The following is a 20700-nucleotide window of genomic DNA, read 5'->3' on the forward strand; positions in this document are numbered from 1 at the left end:
TTGATTTTGGGGTAGCTTTACCCATATTCGCATTGCCAATATGCGACCAGTTTTGGTGCAACTGGTCCATATCCGTGCATTGTTGCACTAGCCTGGTGCGCAACATCCGGGAAAGGACTCGCATATTCACGGATCCATCACGTGGAACGCGATTTGCCTAGAGACGGAGGTGCCCCGCAATCAACGGGGTAAGATACGCGCGAGGATTCTACGAGGAGCCCCATGACCTATACCGCTGCAGACGTCATCAAGCTGATTGAAGAAAAGGATGTGAAGTTCATCGATTTCCGTTTTGTGGACACCAAGGGCAAGGAGCAGCACGTGTCCGTGCCGGCCCACACCATCGACGAGAAAACCTTCGCCGAGGGCAAGATGTTCGACGGCTCCTCCATCACCGGCTGGAAGGGCATCGATGCCTCCGACATGATCCTCCTGCCCGATGCCGATACCGCCGTCCTCGATCCCTTCACCGATGAGACCACCCTCAACCTGCGTTGCGATGTGGTGGAGCCCGCCACGGGTCAGGGCTACGAGCGCTGTCCACGCTCCCTGGCCAAGCGCGCCGAGGCCTACCTCGCCAGCACCGGCATCGCCGACAGCGCCCTGTTCGGCCCCGAGAACGAGTTCTTCGTCTTCGACTCCGTCACCTGGAAGATCGACATGAGCGGCTGCTCCTACCGGGTCGATGCCGAAGAGGCCGCCTGGAACTCGGGCAAGGAGTACGAGTCGGGCAACATGGGGCACCGCCCCGGCGTCAAGGGTGGCTACTTCCCCGTACCGCCCGTGGACTCCGCCCAGGATCTGCGCTCGGCCATGTGCCTGGCGCTGGAAGAGATGGGGCTCACCGTCGAAGTCCACCACCACGAAGTGGCTACCGCCGGCCAGCACGAGATCGGTGTGGGTGCCAATACCCTCACCAAGAAGGCCGATGCCGTCTTGATCTTGAAATACGTCGTGCAGAACGTTGCCGCGGCACACGGAAAAACCGCTACCTTCATGCCCAAGCCCGTCGTCGGCGACAACGGCAGCGGCATGCACGTCCACCAGTCCCTGAGCAAGGATGGCAAGAACCTCTTTGCCGGCGATCTCTACGGTGGATTGTCGGAGACGGCGCTCTACTACATCGGCGGCATCATCAAGCACGCCAAGGCCCTGAACGCCCTGACCAACCCCAGCACCAACAGCTACAAGCGTCTGGTGCCCCACTTCGAGGCCCCGGTGCTCTTGGCCTACTCGGCCCGCAACCGTTCGGCCTCCATCCGCATCCCCTACGTCACCAACCCCAAGGGTCGGCGCATCGAGGTGCGCTTCCCCGACTCCACGGCCAATCCTTACCTCGCCTTTGCCGCCATGCTCATGGCCGGGCTCGATGGCATCCAGAACAAGATCCACCCCGGTGAGGCCATGGACAAGAATCTCTACGACCTGCCGCCGGAAGAGGAAAAGCAGATTCCCCACGTGGCCTCTTCCCTGGAGGAAGCCCTGCGCGCCCTGGAAGCCGATCACGAGTTCCTGATGAGGGGCAACGTCTTCAGCCAGAGCTGGCTCGAGGGTTACCTGGATGTGAAGTGGGCAGAGGTCCAGGCCATGCGCATGACCACCCATCCGCTGGAATTCCAGATGTATTACAGCCTCTGACAGACCATCGTCCCTCGCCCTTGGACCCGCACCTCACGCGGGTCTTTTTTTGCGGGTATGCCGAAGGCTGCGGATGGCGGCGAGGTTGACCACCTGCTGGCCGTGGAGGCTCTGCCACTCCCGCCATAAGATGCCTTGTGATGTCGAGTCCAGTGCGAATAGGCGGGTGTGGGGTGACAGGCGACGCAGGAATCGTTGGCCCAGGGCGTCCCCTCGCCAACGCCCGTGCCCATCCCAAACCTCGCCGCAGAGACAGTAGGTCGGTCTGTCTTCATCGCGCTTTCGGGAATGTCGACAAAGGCGGCTTCGCAACGGCTGGCATCCCACAACACGCGATAGACATCGGTTCCCGACGCTGGGTCATGCCAAGACAATATCTGCACCGATCAACCTCCCGACGGCTGCCAAAGGACTATCCGGGGTTCCTTGAGCAGTTGCGTCGACCAGTAGCTCAGGGTCTGTTCGCCCACCGCTGCTGCCGCATTGGGACGAAAGGTTTCCAGCGTCTCGCAGCGACGCCCGTGACACCGCAAAAAATGAAAATACTCCTCGCCGATCCACAGCTGCACGGTGTTGCCGGCGCACACGTCGGGGCCTGGGGGCGCTTGAATATATTTTTGACCACGAGAGGTTTTCATCCAACACCCCGGAGGAAGCTTTGGACTGTGCTGCAGCATACCGGCGCGTGCCAGATCTTCGGGTACGTGGTGGTCATTGGGATCGTTTGGGGGGGATAGCGATGATTTTGCGGGTATGCGTGGTCGGCAGTGTCACGGGTGAGCCTGCGGCCCACGCGCCTGGGATACCGATTCCCACGAACGCCAGGGCGACGAAGATCGAAAGCGCAATCATCGGTAAAACGGGGTCACTACGCACGCTACCATTCCTCCAAGGGAGACTCGCCTTAGACTCGAGAAACACGCTCGCGCTCCCGAGAGACTACCGCTATGGTTCTATAGGGTATCGTCTGCCTCTACGTCGATCCCCAATTCCCGCAGTTTGCGGGTGATGGTGTTGCGTCCCCAGCCCAATTTTTGGGCCGCGCGCTGTTTGTGTCCCCGGGTAAAGCGGAGCGCCGTTTCCAGGCAACAGCGCTCAAATTGCGCGCCGAGTTCGTCGAGGATCTGGTCGTCGCCTCGACGCAGTCGGCGCTCGAGCTCCTCGCGCAATTCCTTCAGCCACCCGTCGATCCTACCCATCGGGCCGTCCGATGTATCGTGGACAGAATCTCCCGGCCGATGCCGCAATTCTGGCGGCAGATCGGCCACCTCCACCTGCGGTGCCGGCGCCATGACCGTGAGCCAGCGGCAGACGTTTTCCAGCTGCCGCACGTTCCCGGGCCAGTGCCATGCCTCCATCCAGACCTCGGCCTCTGGGGCGAGGCGCTTGGCTTCGGTACCCAGCTCGGTCGCAGCGCGTCGCAGAAAATAGCGAGCCAGCAGCGGAATATCCTCCCGTCGCTCCCGCAAGGGTGGGATCTGAAGGCGAACCACGTGGAGGCGATGGTACAGATCCTCCCGAAAACTCCCGTCCCTGACCTTGCTTTCGAGATCCTGGTGGGTGGCCGCCAGCAGACGTACGTTAGCCTGCAGCACCTGTTGGCCACCGACTCGGTAATAACTGCCGTCGGATAAGACACGTAATAGGCGCGTCTGCAGGGCTGCCGGCATATCGCCGATCTCATCGAGGAACAAGGTACCACCAGCGGCCTGTTCGAAGCGGCCCTTACGACTTTGTACCGCGCCGGTAAATGCACCCCGCTCGTGACCGAAAAGCTCCGACTCGAGCAATTCAGCGGGGATCGCCGCCGTATTGATGGCAATGAACGGCCCACTGGAACGTGGGCTGTGCCGATGCAGTGCGCGCGCAATCAACTCCTTGCCCGAACCCGACTCACCCAAGATCAGAACGGGAATTTCCGAACGCGACAGGCGGCCAATGGCTCGGTACACAACCTGCATGGCCGGGGCCTGACCAATGATCTCGGCGTCGGGTTCTGCGTCATCGGCCTCCTTCGATTCCGCCATGTTGCCCAGTCGTCGACGCAATGCGCGCTGCACCAACTCCACGGCGTCGGCCAGGTCAAAGGGTTTCGCCAGATACTCAAAGGCCCCTCCAGAAAAAGCCGTGACCGCATTCTCGAGATCCGAGTGGGCGGTCATGACGATAACCGGGAGTTCGGGATGGCGCTTTTGTAGCGTCTCCAAGAACGCAAATCCCTGGGTCCCTGGCATGCGCAGATCCGTCAGCACGACGTCCGGCAATTCGGTCCGATTCCGTTGCAGCGCCGCGTCGGCGTCGGCAAAGCTCACCGTCTGCAAATCAGCCTTCTGCAGGGCCTTCTCCAGCACCCAGCGTATGGAGGGGTCATCGTCGACGATCCAGACGCATCCCTTCATGGTCTGCGCTCCAGCGGAAACCATACCGAGAATACCGTCTCACCCGGGCGAGATCGGCAGTGCACGGCGCCACCGTGCGCCCGAACGATGCCTTGCACGATGGCCAGACCCATGCCCATACCCTCGGGCCGAGTCGTGATCAGCGGTAGAAAGATGCGCGGCAAGAAATCGGCGGGGATTCCGGGCCCGTCGTCCACCACATCGACGCGCACAGCCAGAGAATGGATGCGCTGCATCCAGGGGACCTGGCGCTCGATTCGGGTGCGCAGAAGCACCTGTCCACGCCCCTGCACGGCCTGCTCGGCGTTGCGCAGGAGATTGAGAAATACCTGCACCAATTGTCCCGGATCGGCCTGGATCTCCGGGAGTGATGGATCGTAATCGAAACGCAAGACCATCCCCTCCGGCAAATCGGTCTGCAATAAGCGACGACAGTGCTCCAACACGGCATGGATGTTTACCGACTGCAGCACCGGGGCACCCGCCGGCCCGCGCAACCGATCGACCAGACCACGCAAGCGATCCACTTCGTGCAGAATAATGCGCGTATACTCGCGCAGGTCCGCGCGCGGTAACTCGGCGTCCAGAAGCTGCGCGGCTCCGCGCAGACCGCCAAGTGGGTTCTTGATTTCGTGTGCGAGCCCCCGCAGCATCTCTTGGGCCGACAGGTAAACACGCTCCTGCAAAGCCTCTTCTGTCTGCCGGAGGGAAAGCTCCACCGAGCGCAGCTCGATCAACCAGCCGGATCCCTCCAGTGCGCTGATCACCATGTCCAGGACTACGAGATCCCCATCCACCCGGTGCAGGGGCAAGGCGCGCCGATACTGTATCCGACCCGACGCCACCGCGGCATCGAGCATCGTATCCAGGCCCTCCGGTCCCTCTGGAACACACAGCTCTGCATAGGCGCGCCCCCGCGCCTGCGACAGACTGACCTTCAGTAAATGCTCCGCGGCCGGATTGAGGTAGAGAATCCGTCGATCTTCGTCCAGATGTACTACCCCCGAATCCAGCGCTTCGATCAGCCCCGCTCCGGTAAGTGTCGAGCCCGATCGTGGTGATGTAAGGATGGCGCGGTAGTCCATGGCTTCTCCTACAGGTCCTGCAATCCGATAAGCAATTCACGCGCCAGAGGCATGCCGGCGAGTCCGGGGCGACTCGCACCATGACGGTGCAATGATACCGCCCAAGTCCGATGGCGCCCAGCCCGTTGCCTCCTTCCCAAGCGGGGGGAACTGCGACATCATTCCGGGACATCCTCAGCAACCCACACCGTGATGACCTATTGCCTGGCTATACGGGTCGATACTGGGCTCGTCTTCTGCTCCGATTCCCGAACGCATGGGGGTATCGACAACGTCGGCACCTACTCCAAAATGCACCGATTTGGTTGGTCGGCTCAGCGCCATTTCTGCCTCTTGTCCGCAGGGAACCTCGCTACCACCCAAAGCGTGCTCCACCGCCTGCGTCAGGACATACAACGGGACCAGAGGATTTCCTTGCGCACCGTCCCCAGCCTGGATCTTGCCGCCGATTATGTGGGCAGCATCCGCGCCGAAGTACAGCAGAGGCATGCCCGCCGACACTCGGAACCCACCGATTTTACAGCAAGCTTCCTTCTGGGCGGACAAATCGGATCGGCACCCCCGGGGCTGCGATTGATCTACCCGCAAGGCAATGCCATTCACGAATCGTCCGAACACCCCTTTCTGCAGATGGGTGAGGTTCAGTACGGCAAACCCCTACTCGACATGGTGACAAGCCAATGGTCCCTCGAGGCGGCAGCCCGCTGCGCGCTCGTATCCATGGACACCACGCTGCAGAGCAATCTCTCCGTGGGACCACCCGTGGAATTACTCATCCTGACAGGAGATCGTCTCGACGGGGGCCGGCATCTGCGCTGGGGAAGCGAGCACCTTTTCTTGCGCGAACTGCGCAGCCAGTGGCACCAGGGGTTGGCCGCAGCCATCGGCAGATTACCGCCGTTTCCTTGGGAAGAATCCTCCCTGAACCGCGAGAAAACCTATAAAAACGCTCGCTAGCCGTTTTTCCCCGGGGATCGCCCTCTCCAGCAAGGTGCATCGCGCACGGTTATGAGGATTTCTGCACGAGTTTGATGCATGATCGATCGAGCTATATCCCAAGCTCGGCGGCTTCCTGGCCACCAGCGAACCGCGCATAGCCGATTGGGTGCGCCCCAGAGGTCTCGTCCGGCCCCTGCACCTTTGGGAAACCCTGCACGGGGATCTGCAAAAGAAAATGGGCGGGATACCCGCCCAAAACTACCTGAGGAGGAGTGACCACCATGACCCGTAGTCACGGTAGACTACGCAATCGTCGTGCCACCCGTTACCGCTTCTGTTTGAAAAATACGGCATAGGTCTTGCTTACTTCCACGCTGCACGACCTTCCCCCGAGAGGCACGCCAGATGAACCGTTTCGAGCACTTCCGGGAACTGCGCAGCGATATACTGCGATTGATCGCGGGCCCACTGGAATCCATCGCCCAACCCACACTGTTTTCCTGCGATGCAGAAACCCAGCGTAGTATCCTCCGCCCGCTCCTCGATCGGCATCCCTTTATCGAGCTCGTGTATTTGCTCGATCCTGAGGGTAGGCAGATAGGCGATAACCTTGCCAGTTACCGGCGTCGAGGGACCCAAGGTGGAGCCGGTGCCGATCGCAGCCATCGACCCTATTATCGTCTCGCCATGGCAGCCGATGACGCCGTGCTCACCGATCCGTATCTCTCCTCGGCCAATAACCGGGTATGCGTTACCGTTGCCATCGCGGTGCGGGACGCCCAAGGAGCCGTGTTGGGGATTGTCGTTGCCGACAGCGAACTGGATCGTGCCCTGGCACTGTTGGAGGAGGACGATACCCGACGCCTCGCCGAACCCTACTTCAAGATGGTTTATGCCCTCTTTTCCCTCGGATTGCTGATCGTGAGCCTCTCACTGGGCCTGCATGCCGGCCTTTCCCTCGAGCGCATTTGGTCACTGCACGCGCAACTACCACATTTCAGTGCGCCGTTTCAGGCCACGATCCTGTTTACCCTGGCCCTCGCCGTCTTCGATCTGGCCAAAACGATCTTTGAAGAGGAGGTACTGCTGCGAAAAGATATTCGCCGCCACAGCAGCACCCGCCGCACCTTGACACGCTTCATCGCTGCCATACTGATTGCCGTCTCCATCGAAGGGCTCATGCTGGTGTTCAAATTTGCCCTGGACGATCCCCCCGATCTGTGGCTCGCGGTAGCCTTGCTCGCAGCGGCCGCCCTACTCCTGCTATCGCTCGGTGGCTACGTCTATCTCGGTGCTCGCGCAGAGACTCTGTTGCTTGCACAGCGGGCACGGACACAACGGTCGTGAGATTTTTCCCCGTGATTGCGAGCTATGGTCAAGATTGGTGTATGAGCATTTGCTAACACGATTCAGGCGGCGTCCTGTTGAGGATCCAGCCGGGTTTCGTTGGCAGGCATCCCATCGACAAATGTCACCCCGGCAAAGAGCTCGCGCAGTCTTTCCGGATGCTGAATCCCGCGCCAGTGTCTCTCTGCCTGCTGGATGAGCTTGTAGCTCAGGCCAAGGAAAGTGGCTCGAGAGACACAGTTTTTAGTGCGGCTGCTGCGTTGCCGTACGGTGGCGAAGGTCGATTCGATGGCGTTGCTGCTGCGGATATGCCGCCAGTGCTCTGCCGGGAAGTCGAAGAAGGTCAGCAGCACGTCCCGGTCCTTCTCGAGCTTTGCGACCGCTCTGGGATATTTGGCCTGGTAGTCCCGCACGAAGGCTTGCCAGGCTTTCTCCGCAGCTTCACGGGTGTCGGCCATCCAGATCGCCTGCAGGGCGGCCTTGGCTTTCCCCTGAAGGCGCTTCGGTAGCTCGTTGAGGATGTTGGCCGTCTTGTGCACCCAACAGCGCTGATGACGGGTTTGTGGGTAAATCTCGTCCAGGGCGGCCCAGAAACCCATCGCCCCATCTCCTATGGCCAGTAGTGGCGCCTCCTGCAGCCCGCGGTCGCGCAAGTCCCGCAGGATCTCTAGCCAGGAGGCTTTGGACTCCCGTAAACCGTCGGTGACCGCCACGACCTCCTTCTTGCCCTCGGCCGTCACGCCAATAATGACCAAGAGACACATCCGGGGATCGTCCTCCGCCCGCAGCTGGGTATAGACCCCGTCGGCCCACCAATAGGCGTAGCGTTTTCCCTGTAGAGACCGGCGCTGCCATTGGGCATGCTCTTGCGCCCATTCGACTTTCAAGCGTCCCAGCACGGCCGGAGAAAGCCCCTTGGCCTCCTCGCCCAGGAGAACAGACAGCGCCTCGTGCATCCGTCCCGACGATACCCCGTGCAGGTACAACCAGGGGAGCGCTGCGGCCACGGTCCGCGACTTGCGCACGTAGGGCGGTACCAGGGAAGAACGGAAGACCACGCCCGAACCGGAGCGGTCTCGCACCTTGGGGACCTGTACAGGCACGGGGCCGACCGCTGTCAGGATCTCCCGCTCCGGCAGATATCCATTCCGCACGACGGCCCGGCGACCATCGACCATGCGTACCGCGGCATACTCCTCCAGCAGCACCTGCACCTCGCCCTCGATGGCCTGTTGGATCAGCTGGCGCGCGGACCGCCGCAATAAGCCCTCGATGTTCAGGCCCAACTCTCCCATTCCTCCGTCGAAACCAGTACTCTCTTGCATGGCGCACTCCTCATTCGTTGCGAATCGGATCCAGAAACCCTTTTCTAGCAACAGTGCGCCACCCTCCTCAAGCTAGTTGTAGACCTCCCGTACACCAGATTCGAGCATAGCTCGTGATTGCTGGATCCGCCCACAGCGCAGGGTCTCTTCGAAGGTCGTTTTTTGAGTACACCGTGTCCGGATTCTCTCTCCCTTCAACATAGGAAATACGCGATGACTTACTGTTGTGCCATACGTCTGGATGCAGGGTTGGTGCTGTGTACCGACTCCCGCACGAATGCCGGGACGGACCAGGTCAACACCTATTCCAAGATGCACCGTTTCGTCTGGCCAGGGAACCGGGTGCTTCCTCGGGGAATTCGGAGAGCAGCCCCTAACCCTGGGAAGAACGCAGTAAACCGGGGAGTTACCTTGCACATAAGCCCTCCCAGCCGCTGACGTTACGATCAGCGCTCCGGACATCCCGTCGTCGTACACTTCTGGTATAGGCGATGCATGTTCTGCTCCACCTGCTCTAAATTACTGAAAAAGCGAGAAAGTGATACGGTCTTGCGGCCACCGAACGGTAGCGATACACGCAATTCCACTTCACCACGCCGGGAAAATCTCTGCTCCCGTAACCCGCATGGGGCCAGCCGACCTGGGGCAATCCGGGAGTGTAGATACCCATGGCGTAGCGATGGTCCGCTGTGCTCCGGATGACCGGATAGGGCTGCTCGCTGCGGCGACCCTGAACGGCTATCCAGCGCAGGGATCGCGGGTGAAAGGCGAAGACCTCGGAGAACGCGGGCGGCATGTAGCCCGTCAACACCTCGAAAGTGGCGCTCTGGTAGGGGGCCGGCACGTCGAAGGTGAGCGATTCGCGTAGCACGTTGGGGAAGCCAGGGAGGCCCACCGTCAGGTGTTTGTGCAGAATCACCCGGGAAAGCGCCGCCCGATTCACGGCACGATGCAGATCGGTGAGCCTGCCACAGACATTGGGGTAGGACGACTGTCCCGGTTGCAGCCAGAAAGCCAACTGCGTAACGGACCACAGCTGGTTACCGCGCACCCGGATGGCGCGCAGCACGCTGCTGCTGCGATCCCCCGCACCGTTCGCCTGAGAACCGGCCTCCGTCGGGTTGTAGCAGACGCCATAATGGTCGAAGACCACGTCGCTCTGGAGTTCACGGCCGTGATCTCGACTATCGATAAAAGACTGCCCGTTCCAGGTTATGGAACTGATGGCCCCCGCAAAGCGATTACGCGTCTGCACGGTGAGGGTGGAGCCCAGCATGGGCACAGAGATCGTCCGATTTCCATCGGCGCCCTCGGCTATCGGTGAAAAAAGGAGTCCTGCCGTAGACAGGAGGAATGGAAACCAGAGGATGAGAAATCCGCGCATGGGATTGCCTCACCGATACCAGTAACCGCGATGCCAGCCCCACGGCCCCCACCAGCCAGGATGCCAATACCCGTAGGGACGCACCACCGCATAGGGGCGAACGACCACCGGTCCGGGCTGCACGACAGCGACCGGCCCGCGCGGGGGAACGACGTAGCAGCCGGAAAGCGTGAGCATCACGCCGATAAGGATGCCCAAACGTGCACTACTGGGGACGGTTTGCATACGCTTTGGCCTCCTGGAGTTGCTGGTCCGCGGCCGCCAACCAGCGCAATGCGGCCGCTTTATGCCCGCCAAAGTCGCTGGCGGCGCGATCTCGGAGGATCGCCGCAGCGCTTTGGATGTGCGCTTGCGCCGCAGCGATGGCCGGATGCGGGTAGGCCGCGGGCGGGGGTGGGCCAGGGGGTGCGGCAACGCAGCCCGTCAGGGTCATCAGGGCGATCCCCACCGCCATTGCCCGCCAATGCCGGTCAGCGGACATCGGCGCGCTCGGCAAGGATCAGCTGCTGGCGGGCGTGTTGCAGTTGACGGATAGCAACGACGCGGTGGCCTCCGAAATCGTGGGCCGCCCTATGCTGCAAAATAAACAATGCCTGATCGATCTGCTGAATGGCCGCCTGGATGGCCGGACGGGGCTCGGCCTGGGCCGTGCCAACGCCAGCGAGTACCAGTGCGGAGGTGAACACCAGTGTGCGTACGAAGGATCGTGTCACGATACGGCTCCTTAGGGATGTTCGGGGTGGGACTGCCGATATTCCTGCCACAGGCGCTCCTGTGCCCGCGGCGGGAGTTTTTGAAACCGTTCGGCGCGCCGCAGTATCTGGGCACGACGCTCGGGGGAATACTGTCGCCAGCGCTGTTCTTCCCGTTGCCAGCGTGGCGGTGGTGGGGGTCGTCTCCAGGCGGGTTCGACTCGGGCAACGGACAGCACTTGCGGATCCAAAGCACGGGGATGGTCGGTTGCCGCAAACGCCGTGCCGGACAAAGTCCAACCAACCAAGGCCAAAATCACCCCGATCGTTCTCCTAGAAACCATGTTCCACCTGCTGCATCCGCTCCGGATGGTCGGCGAGCCACTCATAGAAACCCAGGTGCCCGACCACCTCCCGCTGCGGTGGCCCCTGGATTGCGGAGAGCGCTTCGCTGCCTCCGCCGGGTCTGAAGATGGATAGCTGAGCGCCAATGAGTACGGCGGCGACGACCAAACCCGCGAGAACGGCACGAAACCACGCAGCCGTATACAGACGCCGATCCCTGCGGGAAGGACGAACCCGTATCGCTGGCTCGAATCCCGCCCAGGCCAGCACGAGCTGGGGCGCAAAGGCAGCACTCCGGCGACATTGTGAGCAACCGTCCACGTGCACGCGGACCGCTTGCGCCACGGTTTCGGAAAGTAGTCCCGCGCGCCAGCGATCCAGAGTCTCGATGTCTGGATGCTCCTCGAACCAGCGATACGGTGGCACCCTAGCCTCCTTCATAAGCCCTCCTCAAATCTATCCGCCAGCAAGCTGCGCAGCTTACGCAAGGCACGGAAATGATGGACCTTGACACTCCCTGGACTGCAGGCCATGGCCAGAGCCGTTTCCTCCACGCTGAGCTGTTCCCACTCTCGGAGCAGGAAAGCCTCTCGTTGACGCACCGGGAGTTGTGCCAAAGCCCACTCGATGTGTGCACCCAATTCTTGACCGGACGCCCGCGCCTCCGGACCGGCCGACGGGTCTACGGCTCCTTCCAGGTCGCTCTCCATGCCTTCGGCCTGATCGCGCCACGGGCCGAGAAACTTTTCCAAGCGAAAGCGCCGTTGTTGATCGCGTATGCGGTTGCGCAGAATGCTATAAAAGAGCGGTACCAACTCGGCAACGGGGTGCTGCGCGTAGTGACGAAGCAGAGCTTCACTCGTCTCCTGCACCACGTCCCAGGCAAGCGCTGAATCGCGCAAATCGAGCAGCGCCATCCGATAACCCCGCGTGTGCAGGTCACGAAATAACACCCTCTGCGCCTCAATGTCCACGAGCGAGGTCGTACCGAACCGCAGTGTACCAGCAGGAATCATGTGCCAACCTACTTCCTTGCGATGAAATGGCGCCAACAGACACTATAACGATTCAGCCGTGGAAAAGGTTGACAGCGCAGGCAGGCCGGACCACGCGCCAGTACTTCGCCGCACGGATGGAGCGCAACCAGCTCAGCCTGAGGCAGGCCACTCAGGCGATCGGCATGACCCGGCGCATGATTACCTACTACAAAAGTCGCGCCCGACCCATACCGAAGACGGTTTGACTGGCCTGCATCGCCCACGGAGCCTTGCAGCACAGGGCCGCATGATCCAACGCGGAATGGGCGGTGATGCAGCGGAAGCTGCCGTTCATGAGATCCACATTATCGACTCAGGAGTACGCTATTTCTCAGGATTGTCCAACATAGAATACCACTTCCGAAAGGCCACCAGACTCCAGATGGATTCCACGATGCCAAAGGGCCACGTTCCGGCGAGAAACCCGTAGATCGCAGAACCGATGCAGCTTATACCAAATGCTAGAGTAAACCACGATGATTTTTGCTCCAGAGCATAAAAAATCATCATCAGAGTGACCACCGATGCGCCGTATATCGTCAGGAGAGTCACATTTTTCTCCCGTTCTGCGTATCAAAGCCCTACCACTAAGACGAGCCCTAGAATCATGAGAATGAGCGGGCTCAATCGTTCGCCATTACGATCCAGCCAAGCCCACCGCCAGCGCAATCCCAACCACGTAGCGAGCCAGACCAAGAGTAGGATAAGGACCAGCGTCGCCAGGGAATAGGTCAGCAGCACCGCCGTAATGGCCAGCGTTCCCAGCGGTAGTGCTGCGATGAGCACCGGGACAAAAGCCCCATCCGGAGAGGCCGCAACCCCAGCGACCATCAAGGTCCACCAAGAGCGTCCCAACGATACATGCCCTGTGTGGTCATGCCCATGATGGTCGTGGTCGTGGTCGTGGTCGTGAAGGTGAGGGTGAGGGTGAGGGGCGCCACGTATCATCTGCCAAAGCAGAAGCCCAGCACCGGTTATGAGTAAGATGCCTCCCAGGATCTCGTCCTGATACCGAGCAAAATGCGCAAAGTTTCTCTCAAGGCCGTATCCCAGCGCCAAAAGAATGACCCCAAGGATGAGAGAACCCGCGATGTGACCGAAACCGGCCCACGCCGCAACCCGCAGAGCTCGTCGCATGGGCCATCTTTGGGTGCGTGCGAGCATCGCAATGGGCATCCAGTGATCGGGAAGGATCGCGTGAAAGAGGGCTACCAAAAAAGCGGCCAGCAGGAGCAACAGCAGCGTAGAAGACATGAAGAGCTCCCGTGATCAGGGCAAGAAATAACGGGCGAAGGCCGCTTTGATACTCGCTATCGGTTCGTCTGCATCCCCGTCCCGGATAACATCTACCAAGCAGTGATCCAGGTGATCTTCAAAAACCATCCGGGCGACCTTATCCAAAGCGGCGCGCGCTGCGGCCATCTGATTCAGGACTTCTGGGCAATCGCGGTCTTCCTCCAGCATTTGCCGGATACCGCGGACCTGGCCTTCCAGACGGGCCATGCGCTGCAGGATGGCCCGTCGATCGTGTGCCGACATACCTATACCCCCTATGTGTATAAGGGGCCAATTGTATGTCTGCCCACAAGAGCCCGTCAAGACACCCCATCAGCAGCTGCTTTGCCCCAGACCGAAGTGGTACGGGGAGAAACACCAACGATAGGCATCCCAAGACCTTTGGGGATGCCGTCATACGCTTATCCCATCATGCCCCGCATCATGGCCGGCATTCCATCCTGGACGAAGCGGGTAATTTCTCGGGCATGCGCGTGGATCACCCGCACCATCTCCGGATCACTGGAGGTTTCGGTGACCGCCACCCCATCCTTCAACAGCGTAAGCTTGCGCTGATACAGCGTGGGATGAGCAAACATCACCGGCACGCTACGACTCATCGGGTAGGGAAAGGGACGATCCTCTGCCAGCCGGGCATACATCTGCTCTACATGGGCTTGCAGCAGTATTGCCGTCTCGGGTACATAGGAGATGGTCACGGCATGGATGCCATCGGGCAAAAAGGTCACCTTGCGATGCACCTGCGCATGCCGCTCAAAGAGCTCCATACCCGTGCGCATCGGCCCTCGATTCTCTGGAGACATCATCGCCCGCATCCCCTCCTCGTCTGGGCCATTCCCCATCATGCCTCCCATCATCCCACCCATGCCCGAGGCACTGGCGACATCCAGGCGAACATAGCCCAGCAGGGCCAGGGCCGAAAAAATAGACTTCATCACTTGTCTACGCTTCAATGAAATTACATCAGTTTCCAGCGTCGCCGCTGCCATAATGCATACAGCGCCGGAATTACCAGTAGCGCCAATAACGCTGCACTGAACATCCCGCCGACAACCGGGGCCGCAATGCGGCGCATCATGTCTGCTCCCGTCCCATGGCTGAACATGATTGGCAGCAAACCGACAACCACCAAAGTAAGGGTCATGACCAAAGGCCGCAGTCGCAGCATGCTGCCTTCTACCACCGCCAGTTGCAGGTCATGCCAATTCTCCAGGGCGTTGCGCGCGCGTCGGCGATACACCGCTGCATCGAGATATAAGAGCATGACCACGCCAAATTCTGCCGCCACGCCGGCGAGCGCAATGAATCCAACGACCACGGCTACCGATAACTTGTAGTGCAGCAGGAAGACCAACCACAGCCCCCCAAGGAGAGAAAAAGGCAGGGTCACCAATACGATCCCCACTTCCACTACGTTACCGAAATTGAAATAGAGCAGCACCGTAATCAACAACAGGACCGCGGGTACCACTAACAGGAGGCGATGATCGGCACGTTCCATACTTTTGTACTCGCCGACCCAACCGATGGTATACCCAGGAGGTAAATGCACATGTTGAGCCAGCGCCCGTTTGGCAGTCGCAACATAACCACCAATGCTGGTACCAGGCTTGAGGTCAATGGTTACCCAGGAGTTCAGCTGACTGTTGTCGCTCGTCAGCATCGCTGGACCTTTCTCATAGCGAATACGTGCCACCTGCGCGAGCGGAATCTGGGCGCCATCGGGCGCGGTAACATAGGCGTTCTGCAAGGCCGCAAGGGACTGGCGCTCAGCGCGCGGATAACGAAGATCGACTGGAAAACGCTGCACTCCCTCCACAGCGGTGGTCAGGACCTTGCCGCCAATCGCCGTTTCCACAAGCTTGTTCACATCTGCGACCGAAATGCCATAGCGCGCTGCGGCCCGTCGTCTGGTGTGGATGACGATATAGCGTCCACCCAAAGCATGTGCAGCGTACACCGACTGGGTACCAGGGACAGACGCCAGGACTTGCTGTATTTGCTGACCGAGTCGATTCAAGGTAGCCAAATTCGCCCCGGTGACCTTGATCCCTAAAGGGGTCTGCAAACCCGTCGTCAGCATGTCTACGCGCCCCTTGATAGGCTGCGTCCAGTCGTTGCTCAACCCAGGAATTTGCAGCGCTCGATTGAGCTGGTCTCGTAGCCGATCGAGGGTCATCCCCGCTGGCCAGTGGATTCTGTTGCGTAGGGTCACAACCGTATCGAACATGGAAATCGGCGACTGATCCGTTGCGGTTTGTGCCCGCCCGGCTTCGCCGAACACCGTTTTGACTTCGGGAAAGCTTTTGAGGATGCGATCGGTCAACTGCAGCAAGCTTCCCGCCTCGCCATAGGAGATGGCCGGGTTCTGGGCGACGGGCATATACAGCAGGGTGCCCTCGTCAAGGGGCGGCATGAGCTGGGTGCCGAGCCGCTGCCAAGGATAGATCATGGTCAACGAGAGCAACCCGGCCAACAGCAGAATCAGCCATGGTGCCCGCAATACCGCATGGATAATGGGACGGTACAGCGACGCCAAGACACGATTGATCGGATTCTTGCGCTCGGCGGGAATCCGTCCCCGGATGAACCAGGCCATGAGGAGCGGCACCAAGGTGATCGACAGCAGAGCCGCTGCCCCAATGGCAAAGGTTTTGGTAAAGGCGAGTGGCGCAAAAAGTTTGCCTTCCTGACCACCAAGGGCAAAAATCGGAAGAAAGGATACCGTAATGATCAACAGCGAAAAGAACAATGCCGGTCCGACTTCGAGTGCCGCCTCGCGCGCTGCGATCCAGGGGTTTTGCTCCCTGCCCTCCTCCATCCGCTTGTGCATGTTCTCGATCATGACGACAGGGGCGTCCACCATGACCCCCACGGCGATGGCGATTCCGCCAAGAGACATGATGTTGGCCGAGATTCCCAAGCCATACATGATCGCAAAAGCGGCCAGAATGCCGACCGGCAGGGTGATCAGCACCACCAGAGCGGAACGAGCGCGCAGCAAAAACAGGAAAGTAATCAGGAGGACGGCAACACACTCTTCCAGCAGCTTGCCACTGAGCGTGGCAATACTGCGTTGGATGAGGGGACGCTGGCTGTACGTGGTGACGATCCGCACCCCTGCGGGGAAGGAGGATTGTAGGCCATGCAGCTTTTGCGCCACCTTCCGAATCAGTGCGTTGGCATTACCGCTCTGATTCATCATGACGATCCCTCCCACTACCTGCCCTTGTCCGTTCAGCTCGGCGATGCCACTCGGCAGTACGGGGCCTAGCTGCACCCGAGCAATTTGCGCCAAGGTGATCGGTACGCCATCCCGAACGGCCACGGGGACTTGCCGAAGATCCTGCAGCGAATGGATGTAGCCCGAAGTGCGCACGATATAGCGGGACTCCCCCAGGTCAATGACAGAGCCGCTGGTTTCACCGTTCGCCGCACGAACGGCCGCCTCCACCTGCGGCAAGGTGATTTTGTCGGCAATCATGCGCTGCGGATGGACGACGACTTGATACTCTTGCTCCATTCCCCCCACCGTGGCTACCTGCGCCACCCCCGGTATTCCCTGCAGAGCGAATTTTAGAAACCAGTTTTGCAGCGTGGTCAATTGCGCAAGATTCAAGGTCCCTTTGGGGTCGGTCAGGGCATATTCATAGATCCAGTCGACGCCCGAACTATTTGGGCCCAGTGCCGGTGTCACGCCGCTCGGCAGTTCGCCCTGCGCTTGCTCGAGATACTGTAAAACCAGATTGCGTGCCTGAAAGATGGAAGTACCGTCCTTGAACAAGACGTAGACATAGGAATCCCCGAACATCGAGTAGCCGCGCACCGCCTGGGCACCCGGAACCTCCTGCAAGGTCGTCTCGAGGGGATAGGTGACCTGGTCCTGTACGACCTGGGGTGCTTGCCCCGGGTAGCTGGTCTTGACGATGACCTGAGTGGGAGAAATGTCGGGGATGGCTTCCAAGGGAATGGCGCGCACCGCGAGAATACCGGCCACGGTCACGATCAGGGTAGCCAGAACGACGAGAAGCGGATTATCGAGGGAGGCGCGAACGATGGCCTTAATCATGTCCGCCGCCTCCCATGTGCATGCCCGCCATCGATCCCGATGCCGACGAGTTTTTTGAGGTCGGGGCGGTAGGAGAGGCATGTTCCGCCGTAGTGCGTGCAGTGTGCTTGGAGCCTAAATTTCCACCCAACATGCGCGCTCGCACGGACTGAAACTGGGACTCAGAGTAGAGTAGGAACTGGGTGTTATCCACGACCTTCTCGCCGGCATGCAGGCCCCGTGAAATTGCGGTCCAACCGTCGGCTGTGGGTCCGACTTCTACCTGCACAGGCAGGAAATGCCCGGCGGCTTGTTGCAGCATCACAAAATTCCCCTGCTCGGTTCGGAGAATGGCACTGTCGGGTACGGCGAGGACTCGGTGTGCCTGAGTCCATACCTGAGCCGTCACGTACATGCCTGGGCGCAGCACGCCATCCGGATTGGCAAACGACAACCGTGCCGTGACCGTACGACTCTGGGGATTTTGCGTCGGATACAGAAAGCTGAGTCGGCCCTGCCAAAGCTTCCCCGGGAACTCCTCGGAGCGCAGTTCCACGCGATCACCGATGCGCACCCAAGGGAGTTGGTAGCCATAGAGTGCGACCTGTACCCAAACCCGATCGAGATTCGCGATCTCCATCAGGCTACTTTGTGCGGAGAGGTATCCGCCCTGGTGAAACGCTAACTGCTGTACTACGCCAGAGGCGGGGGCATAAATGGTTACCTGCCGCTGTGCTACCCCGCTGCGACGCAAGGCGGCGATCTCCGCCGACGACAGTCCGAGCAGTCGCAAGCGCTCTGTTGCCGCCGCAGTTAGTCCCATGCCCCCAGTGTTTTCTGCCGAGCCACTCCTCTGGGCGAGCAGATATTCCTGCTCGGCATTGTAGACCTCTGGCGAATACACCCGTGCCAACACGCTTCCGGCAGCAACCGGATCCCCCACTGCACGAACCGCCAGGTTGGTGATCCAACCGGAAAATCGCGGAGTGACGGAGTACACGCGGTTTTCGTCCACGGCCACCGTGCCCACGGTGGTGAGGACACGGCCAATCCGTCGACGCCGTACCGTAACTACGCGAACACCAAGTTGCTGTACCATCCGCGCATCCACCGAGAGTCCCGCTGGAGAAACCGCGGGTGCGTGGGCATACACGGGGATATAGGCCATGCCCATATTGTCTTTCATGGGATGCGACGCGTGGATGGCCGGGTTCATGGGATTGGCCCAGTAGAGAATCCGCGGTTTGGCGTTTTTGTGGTGGACCGTCTCCGGATACTCCTTCGCAGGAGGCGATTTGCTCACGGGCGATTGGACGGGTAACCACAGCACCAGCGCGACCCCGATTCCGGTACCGACTAACAACGAAATGAGTGAAAACCCCCAAACACGCTTATTCATGGTTGCACCCCGCGATATTGCGTTGTCAAATAGTCCAACTGCGCGATCGCCAGCGCCCGATCTCGGCGGGCAGTGAGGGTTTCCAGTGCGGTGGTGAGTACGGTATTTTGCGCGCGCAATACCGATTGGAATCGGCCCCGGCCGCCGCGAAAGTCGTTGAGTTCGGCAGAGTAAGTTTGGGTCGCCAAGAGGGTCAAATCCTGCTGGCCTCGCTTGTACTCAGCGTCTGCGGCCTGATATTGGGCGTAGGCGCTGCGCAGCTCTCGCGCAATACGCAGGCGCTGTTCGTCATAGTCATCGACGGCAGCCATCTCCTGTTCTTGCGCGGCAGCAATGGTCTGGTCCTGCCGGTCACCGGGAAAAATCGGCAGGCTGAGATTGACGCCCACCGAGAGCCAGTTCGGGCTGCCCGGCATGAAGTCCTGTCCGTAGGACGTGCTGACCGTAATCGAAGGGAGCAGACTGCGGTGGGCCACCTGCACGCTCACCCGCGCGGCACCCTCGTTCGCCGCCGCTGCCTGCAGTGTCGGTTGGCCAGGAATCCGGGCGATCAAAAGCGACAAGGCCGGTGGTGGGGCGGCATGCGGCCATCGCCAGACCAATTGCGGTGGAGCGGAAAGCCCGAGGAGTTCGGTAATGCGCGCAAGAGCAACAGTCTGCTCGGAGCGGATCTGGTCTTTTTCGTTTTCGAGAGCGACGCGGGCCAGACGGCTGCGCAATACGTCCGCTTCGTCGGCGCGCCCGGCGCGGTAAGCAGCTGTCGCCGCTTGCTCCGTCAAACGCGCCAATTGCTCCTGACGAACGAGGATCCGCATCTCGTCGTGCCCTACCAAGGCCTGTATCCAGCTTTGCTGCAAAAGCCAGCGGAGCTCTGCTGCTCGCTCGGCTTTACTGGCTGACGCCGCACGCGCCTCCATCCGTAACTGGCGGCCGCGTAATGTGAGTTGGCCAAAGGGAGGAAATGTCTGGCTCAGGCCGACGCTCAGCATGCTCATTTGCTGCTGATTCATGGAAAAGTTGTTGGTGGGAAGATCGACTGCACCAAGGCTGAGATGCGGATCCGGCAGCTGCGCTGCGGCAATGGCCTGATGACGCAGGGCAAGAATCTTTTGCCGATAAGCGGCCAAGCTGGGATTTTTGGAAATCCGGTGTTCTGCGTCGGCCAGGGTAAGGGTTGTGGTCGCTTCCGCAGTAGCTGAGGCCAACACGCTCAGGATGGAAGCAAGTGCTACGGGCACGAGGCCGCGTAGCTGCGAACGCAGGCGGGTGCACACTGGATGGTTCGATTTCATGGAATGCTCCTGAAAATAACGCGAGGAAGCCCGTCCAGCGGACGGGAGGCGCTAGTTTTCAGAGCAACTCAAATCAGAAGACGGACCCGCGAAAGTGGTGGAGGGTGTGCCCAAACCACCAGTAGATTCCAACAAGGCACACAGACAAAGCCCTGCAGTAGCAGGGCGAACCAAGCCAGTACCAAGGTGAGGATGGCTGGCAAGAACAACTGCCCGAAAGTAGTACCCTTGGGAGCGTGCGCCAAGGCGCAAAGCGCCGAACAAGAATGGGCGCTCATACCGGCCATCGGGCAGTGGCTACCCATACCCATCATAGAGCACCCATCTCGCATCATCCCACTCATCGAGCGCATAGGCATTCCTGCCATCATGGGGCAGCGGCACCAATCGGGGAAAATCGCATTGGAGAGGAGCAGGAACACCAGGAGTCCACTCACGAACAGGCGTAGCGAACCACGAAGCCCACGAGCCAAC

20 protein-coding genes are annotated in these 20700 nt (G+C 60.3%); 3 read left to right on the forward strand and 17 right to left on the reverse strand.

All coding sequences use genetic code 11. The features are described from left to right. The first annotated feature begins 222 nt into the window (after positions 1–222). Positions 223–1638 carry a glutamate--ammonia ligase gene (glnA, locus tag ACAty_RS08345; protein ID WP_004872125.1) on the forward strand — a complete coding sequence of 472 codons (1416 nt, stop codon included), beginning with the start codon at positions 223–225 and terminating at the stop codon, positions 1636–1638. Between the two features lie 386 nt (positions 1639–2024). Here the strand turns inward: glnA and ACAty_RS08350 are convergent, their stop codons facing one another. From ACAty_RS08350 to glnL, 3 genes are all read right to left on the reverse strand, one after another. After that, entirely contained in the window at positions 2025–2276 is a 252-nt protein-coding gene (locus ACAty_RS08350) for a hypothetical protein (RefSeq protein ID WP_038471958.1), read from the reverse strand. A gap of 315 nt (positions 2277–2591) precedes the next feature. Beyond that, on the reverse strand, positions 2592–4037 hold the full coding sequence (ntrC, locus tag ACAty_RS08355) for a nitrogen regulation protein NR(I) (protein ID WP_038471961.1): 1446 nt from the start codon (positions 4035–4037) through the stop codon (positions 2592–2594). Further along, positions 4034–5122: a nitrogen regulation protein NR(II) gene (gene glnL / locus ACAty_RS08360; protein WP_004872130.1), complete on the reverse strand. Its 1089-nt coding sequence runs from the start codon at positions 5120–5122 to the stop codon at positions 4034–4036. Before glnL ends, ntrC begins: the two co-directional genes overlap by 4 nt. Before the next feature lie 192 nt (positions 5123–5314). Here glnL and ACAty_RS08365 point away from each other — a divergent pair, with 192 nt between their 5' ends. Further along, on the forward strand, positions 5315–6079 hold the full coding sequence (locus ACAty_RS08365; protein WP_038471964.1) for a hypothetical protein: 765 nt from the start codon (positions 5315–5317) through the stop codon (positions 6077–6079). A gap of 387 nt (positions 6080–6466) precedes the next feature. Continuing rightward, positions 6467–7408 carry a PDC sensor domain-containing protein gene (locus tag ACAty_RS08370; protein ID WP_038471967.1) on the forward strand — a complete coding sequence of 314 codons (942 nt, stop codon included), beginning with the start codon at positions 6467–6469 and terminating at the stop codon, positions 7406–7408. Positions 7409–7470: 62 nt separating this feature from the next. On the opposite strand, the gene ACAty_RS08375 is transcribed toward ACAty_RS08370, so the two are convergent. The 14 genes from ACAty_RS08375 to ACAty_RS08450 all read right to left on the reverse strand — a co-directional run bounded on the left by ACAty_RS08375 (position 7471) and on the right by ACAty_RS08450 (position 20226). Beyond that, on the reverse strand, positions 7471–8733 hold the full coding sequence (locus ACAty_RS08375) for an IS256 family transposase (protein ID WP_004868469.1): 1263 nt from the start codon (positions 8731–8733) through the stop codon (positions 7471–7473). A 514-nt stretch (positions 8734–9247) separates the two neighbouring features. Continuing rightward, positions 9248–10117, reverse strand: coding sequence for a hypothetical protein (locus ACAty_RS08380; protein WP_004872694.1), 870 nt, complete (start codon positions 10115–10117; stop codon positions 9248–9250). Positions 10118–10126: 9 nt separating this feature from the next. Beyond that, complete coding sequence (locus ACAty_RS08385; protein ID WP_004872695.1) at positions 10127–10342, reverse strand: hypothetical protein; 216 nt, start codon at positions 10340–10342, stop codon at positions 10127–10129. Then, positions 10323–10598, reverse strand: coding sequence for a hypothetical protein (locus tag ACAty_RS08390; RefSeq protein ID WP_226047658.1), 276 nt, complete (start codon positions 10596–10598; stop codon positions 10323–10325). Before ACAty_RS08390 ends, ACAty_RS08385 begins: the two co-directional genes overlap by 20 nt. After that, a complete protein-coding gene (locus ACAty_RS08395; protein WP_004872699.1) occupies positions 10588–10830 on the reverse strand; it encodes a hypothetical protein in 243 nt (80 codons plus the stop codon). The genes ACAty_RS08390 and ACAty_RS08395 overlap by 11 nt, the downstream gene beginning before the upstream one ends. Positions 10831–10841: 11 nt before the next feature. Beyond that, positions 10842–11129: a hypothetical protein gene (locus ACAty_RS08400; RefSeq protein ID WP_004872701.1), complete on the reverse strand. Its 288-nt coding sequence runs from the start codon at positions 11127–11129 to the stop codon at positions 10842–10844. Positions 11130–11142: 13 nt separating this feature from the next. Beyond that, the gene (locus ACAty_RS08405) at positions 11143–11595 is read right to left on the reverse strand and encodes a cupin domain-containing protein (RefSeq protein ID WP_014003097.1); all 453 of its coding nucleotides are present in this window, start codon (positions 11593–11595) and stop codon (positions 11143–11145) included. Next, the gene (locus ACAty_RS08410; protein ID WP_226047657.1) at positions 11592–12170 is read right to left on the reverse strand and encodes a sigma-70 family RNA polymerase sigma factor; all 579 of its coding nucleotides are present in this window, start codon (positions 12168–12170) and stop codon (positions 11592–11594) included. Before ACAty_RS08410 ends, ACAty_RS08405 begins: the two co-directional genes overlap by 4 nt. 594 nt (positions 12171–12764) lie before the next feature. Next, entirely contained in the window at positions 12765–13445 is a 681-nt protein-coding gene (locus ACAty_RS16445; RefSeq protein WP_226047656.1) for a hypothetical protein, read from the reverse strand. Positions 13446–13460: 15 nt separating this feature from the next. After that, positions 13461–13730: a metal-sensitive transcriptional regulator gene (locus ACAty_RS08430; RefSeq protein ID WP_004868027.1), complete on the reverse strand. Its 270-nt coding sequence runs from the start codon at positions 13728–13730 to the stop codon at positions 13461–13463. 158 nt (positions 13731–13888) lie between these two features. Beyond that, a complete protein-coding gene (locus ACAty_RS08435; protein ID WP_226047655.1) occupies positions 13889–14422 on the reverse strand; it encodes a hypothetical protein in 534 nt (177 codons plus the stop codon). Positions 14423–14445: 23 nt separating this feature from the next. Continuing rightward, positions 14446–17556 (reverse strand): efflux RND transporter permease subunit, encoded by a 3111-nt coding sequence (locus ACAty_RS08440; RefSeq protein ID WP_004872713.1) that lies wholly within the window; start codon positions 17554–17556, stop codon positions 14446–14448. Then, a complete protein-coding gene (locus ACAty_RS08445; protein WP_004872714.1) occupies positions 17549–18934 on the reverse strand; it encodes an efflux RND transporter periplasmic adaptor subunit in 1386 nt (461 codons plus the stop codon). The genes ACAty_RS08440 and ACAty_RS08445 overlap by 8 nt, the downstream gene beginning before the upstream one ends. Beyond that, the gene (locus ACAty_RS08450; protein WP_004872717.1) at positions 18931–20226 is read right to left on the reverse strand and encodes a TolC family protein; all 1296 of its coding nucleotides are present in this window, start codon (positions 20224–20226) and stop codon (positions 18931–18933) included. Before ACAty_RS08450 ends, ACAty_RS08445 begins: the two co-directional genes overlap by 4 nt. Between the last annotated feature and the right edge of the window lie 474 nt (positions 20227–20700).

The organism is Acidithiobacillus caldus ATCC 51756 (assembly GCF_000175575.2).
GTDB classification, from domain to species: domain Bacteria; phylum Pseudomonadota; class Gammaproteobacteria; order Acidithiobacillales; family Acidithiobacillaceae; genus Acidithiobacillus_A; species Acidithiobacillus_A caldus.

What these genes read in the sequence shown, in the direction of transcription:
- glnA (WP_004872125.1), top strand. Translation starts at nt 223, where the DNA reads ATGACCTATACCGCTGCAGACGTCATCAAGCTGATTGAAGAAAAGGAT.
- ACAty_RS08350 (WP_038471958.1), bottom strand. Translation starts at nt 2,276, where the DNA reads ATGAAAACCTCTCGTGGTCAAAAATATATTCAAGCGCCCCCAGGCCCC.
- ntrC (WP_038471961.1), bottom strand. Translation starts at nt 4,037, where the DNA reads ATGAAGGGATGCGTCTGGATCGTCGACGATGACCCCTCCATACGCTGG.
- glnL (WP_004872130.1), bottom strand. Translation starts at nt 5,122, where the DNA reads ATGGACTACCGCGCCATCCTTACATCACCACGATCGGGCTCGACACTT.
- ACAty_RS08365 (WP_038471964.1), top strand. Translation starts at nt 5,315, where the DNA reads ATGACCTATTGCCTGGCTATACGGGTCGATACTGGGCTCGTCTTCTGC.
- ACAty_RS08370 (WP_038471967.1), top strand. Translation starts at nt 6,467, where the DNA reads ATGAACCGTTTCGAGCACTTCCGGGAACTGCGCAGCGATATACTGCGA.
- ACAty_RS08375 (WP_004868469.1), bottom strand. Translation starts at nt 8,733, where the DNA reads ATGCAAGAGAGTACTGGTTTCGACGGAGGAATGGGAGAGTTGGGCCTG.
- ACAty_RS08380 (WP_004872694.1), bottom strand. Translation starts at nt 10,117, where the DNA reads ATGCGCGGATTTCTCATCCTCTGGTTTCCATTCCTCCTGTCTACGGCA.
- ACAty_RS08385 (WP_004872695.1), bottom strand. Translation starts at nt 10,342, where the DNA reads ATGCAAACCGTCCCCAGTAGTGCACGTTTGGGCATCCTTATCGGCGTG.
- ACAty_RS08390 (WP_226047658.1), bottom strand. Translation starts at nt 10,598, where the DNA reads ATGTCCGCTGACCGGCATTGGCGGGCAATGGCGGTGGGGATCGCCCTG.
- ACAty_RS08405 (WP_014003097.1), bottom strand. Translation starts at nt 11,595, where the DNA reads ATGAAGGAGGCTAGGGTGCCACCGTATCGCTGGTTCGAGGAGCATCCA.
- ACAty_RS08410 (WP_226047657.1), bottom strand. Translation starts at nt 12,170, where the DNA reads ATGATTCCTGCTGGTACACTGCGGTTCGGTACGACCTCGCTCGTGGAC.
- ACAty_RS16445 (WP_226047656.1), bottom strand. Translation starts at nt 13,445, where the DNA reads ATGTCTTCTACGCTGCTGTTGCTCCTGCTGGCCGCTTTTTTGGTAGCC.
- ACAty_RS08430 (WP_004868027.1), bottom strand. Translation starts at nt 13,730, where the DNA reads ATGTCGGCACACGATCGACGGGCCATCCTGCAGCGCATGGCCCGTCTG.
- ACAty_RS08435 (WP_226047655.1), bottom strand. Translation starts at nt 14,422, where the DNA reads ATGAAGTCTATTTTTTCGGCCCTGGCCCTGCTGGGCTATGTTCGCCTG.
- ACAty_RS08440 (WP_004872713.1), bottom strand. Translation starts at nt 17,556, where the DNA reads ATGATTAAGGCCATCGTTCGCGCCTCCCTCGATAATCCGCTTCTCGTC.
- ACAty_RS08445 (WP_004872714.1), bottom strand. Translation starts at nt 18,934, where the DNA reads ATGAATAAGCGTGTTTGGGGGTTTTCACTCATTTCGTTGTTAGTCGGT.
- ACAty_RS08450 (WP_004872717.1), bottom strand. Translation starts at nt 20,226, where the DNA reads ATGAAATCGAACCATCCAGTGTGCACCCGCCTGCGTTCGCAGCTACGC.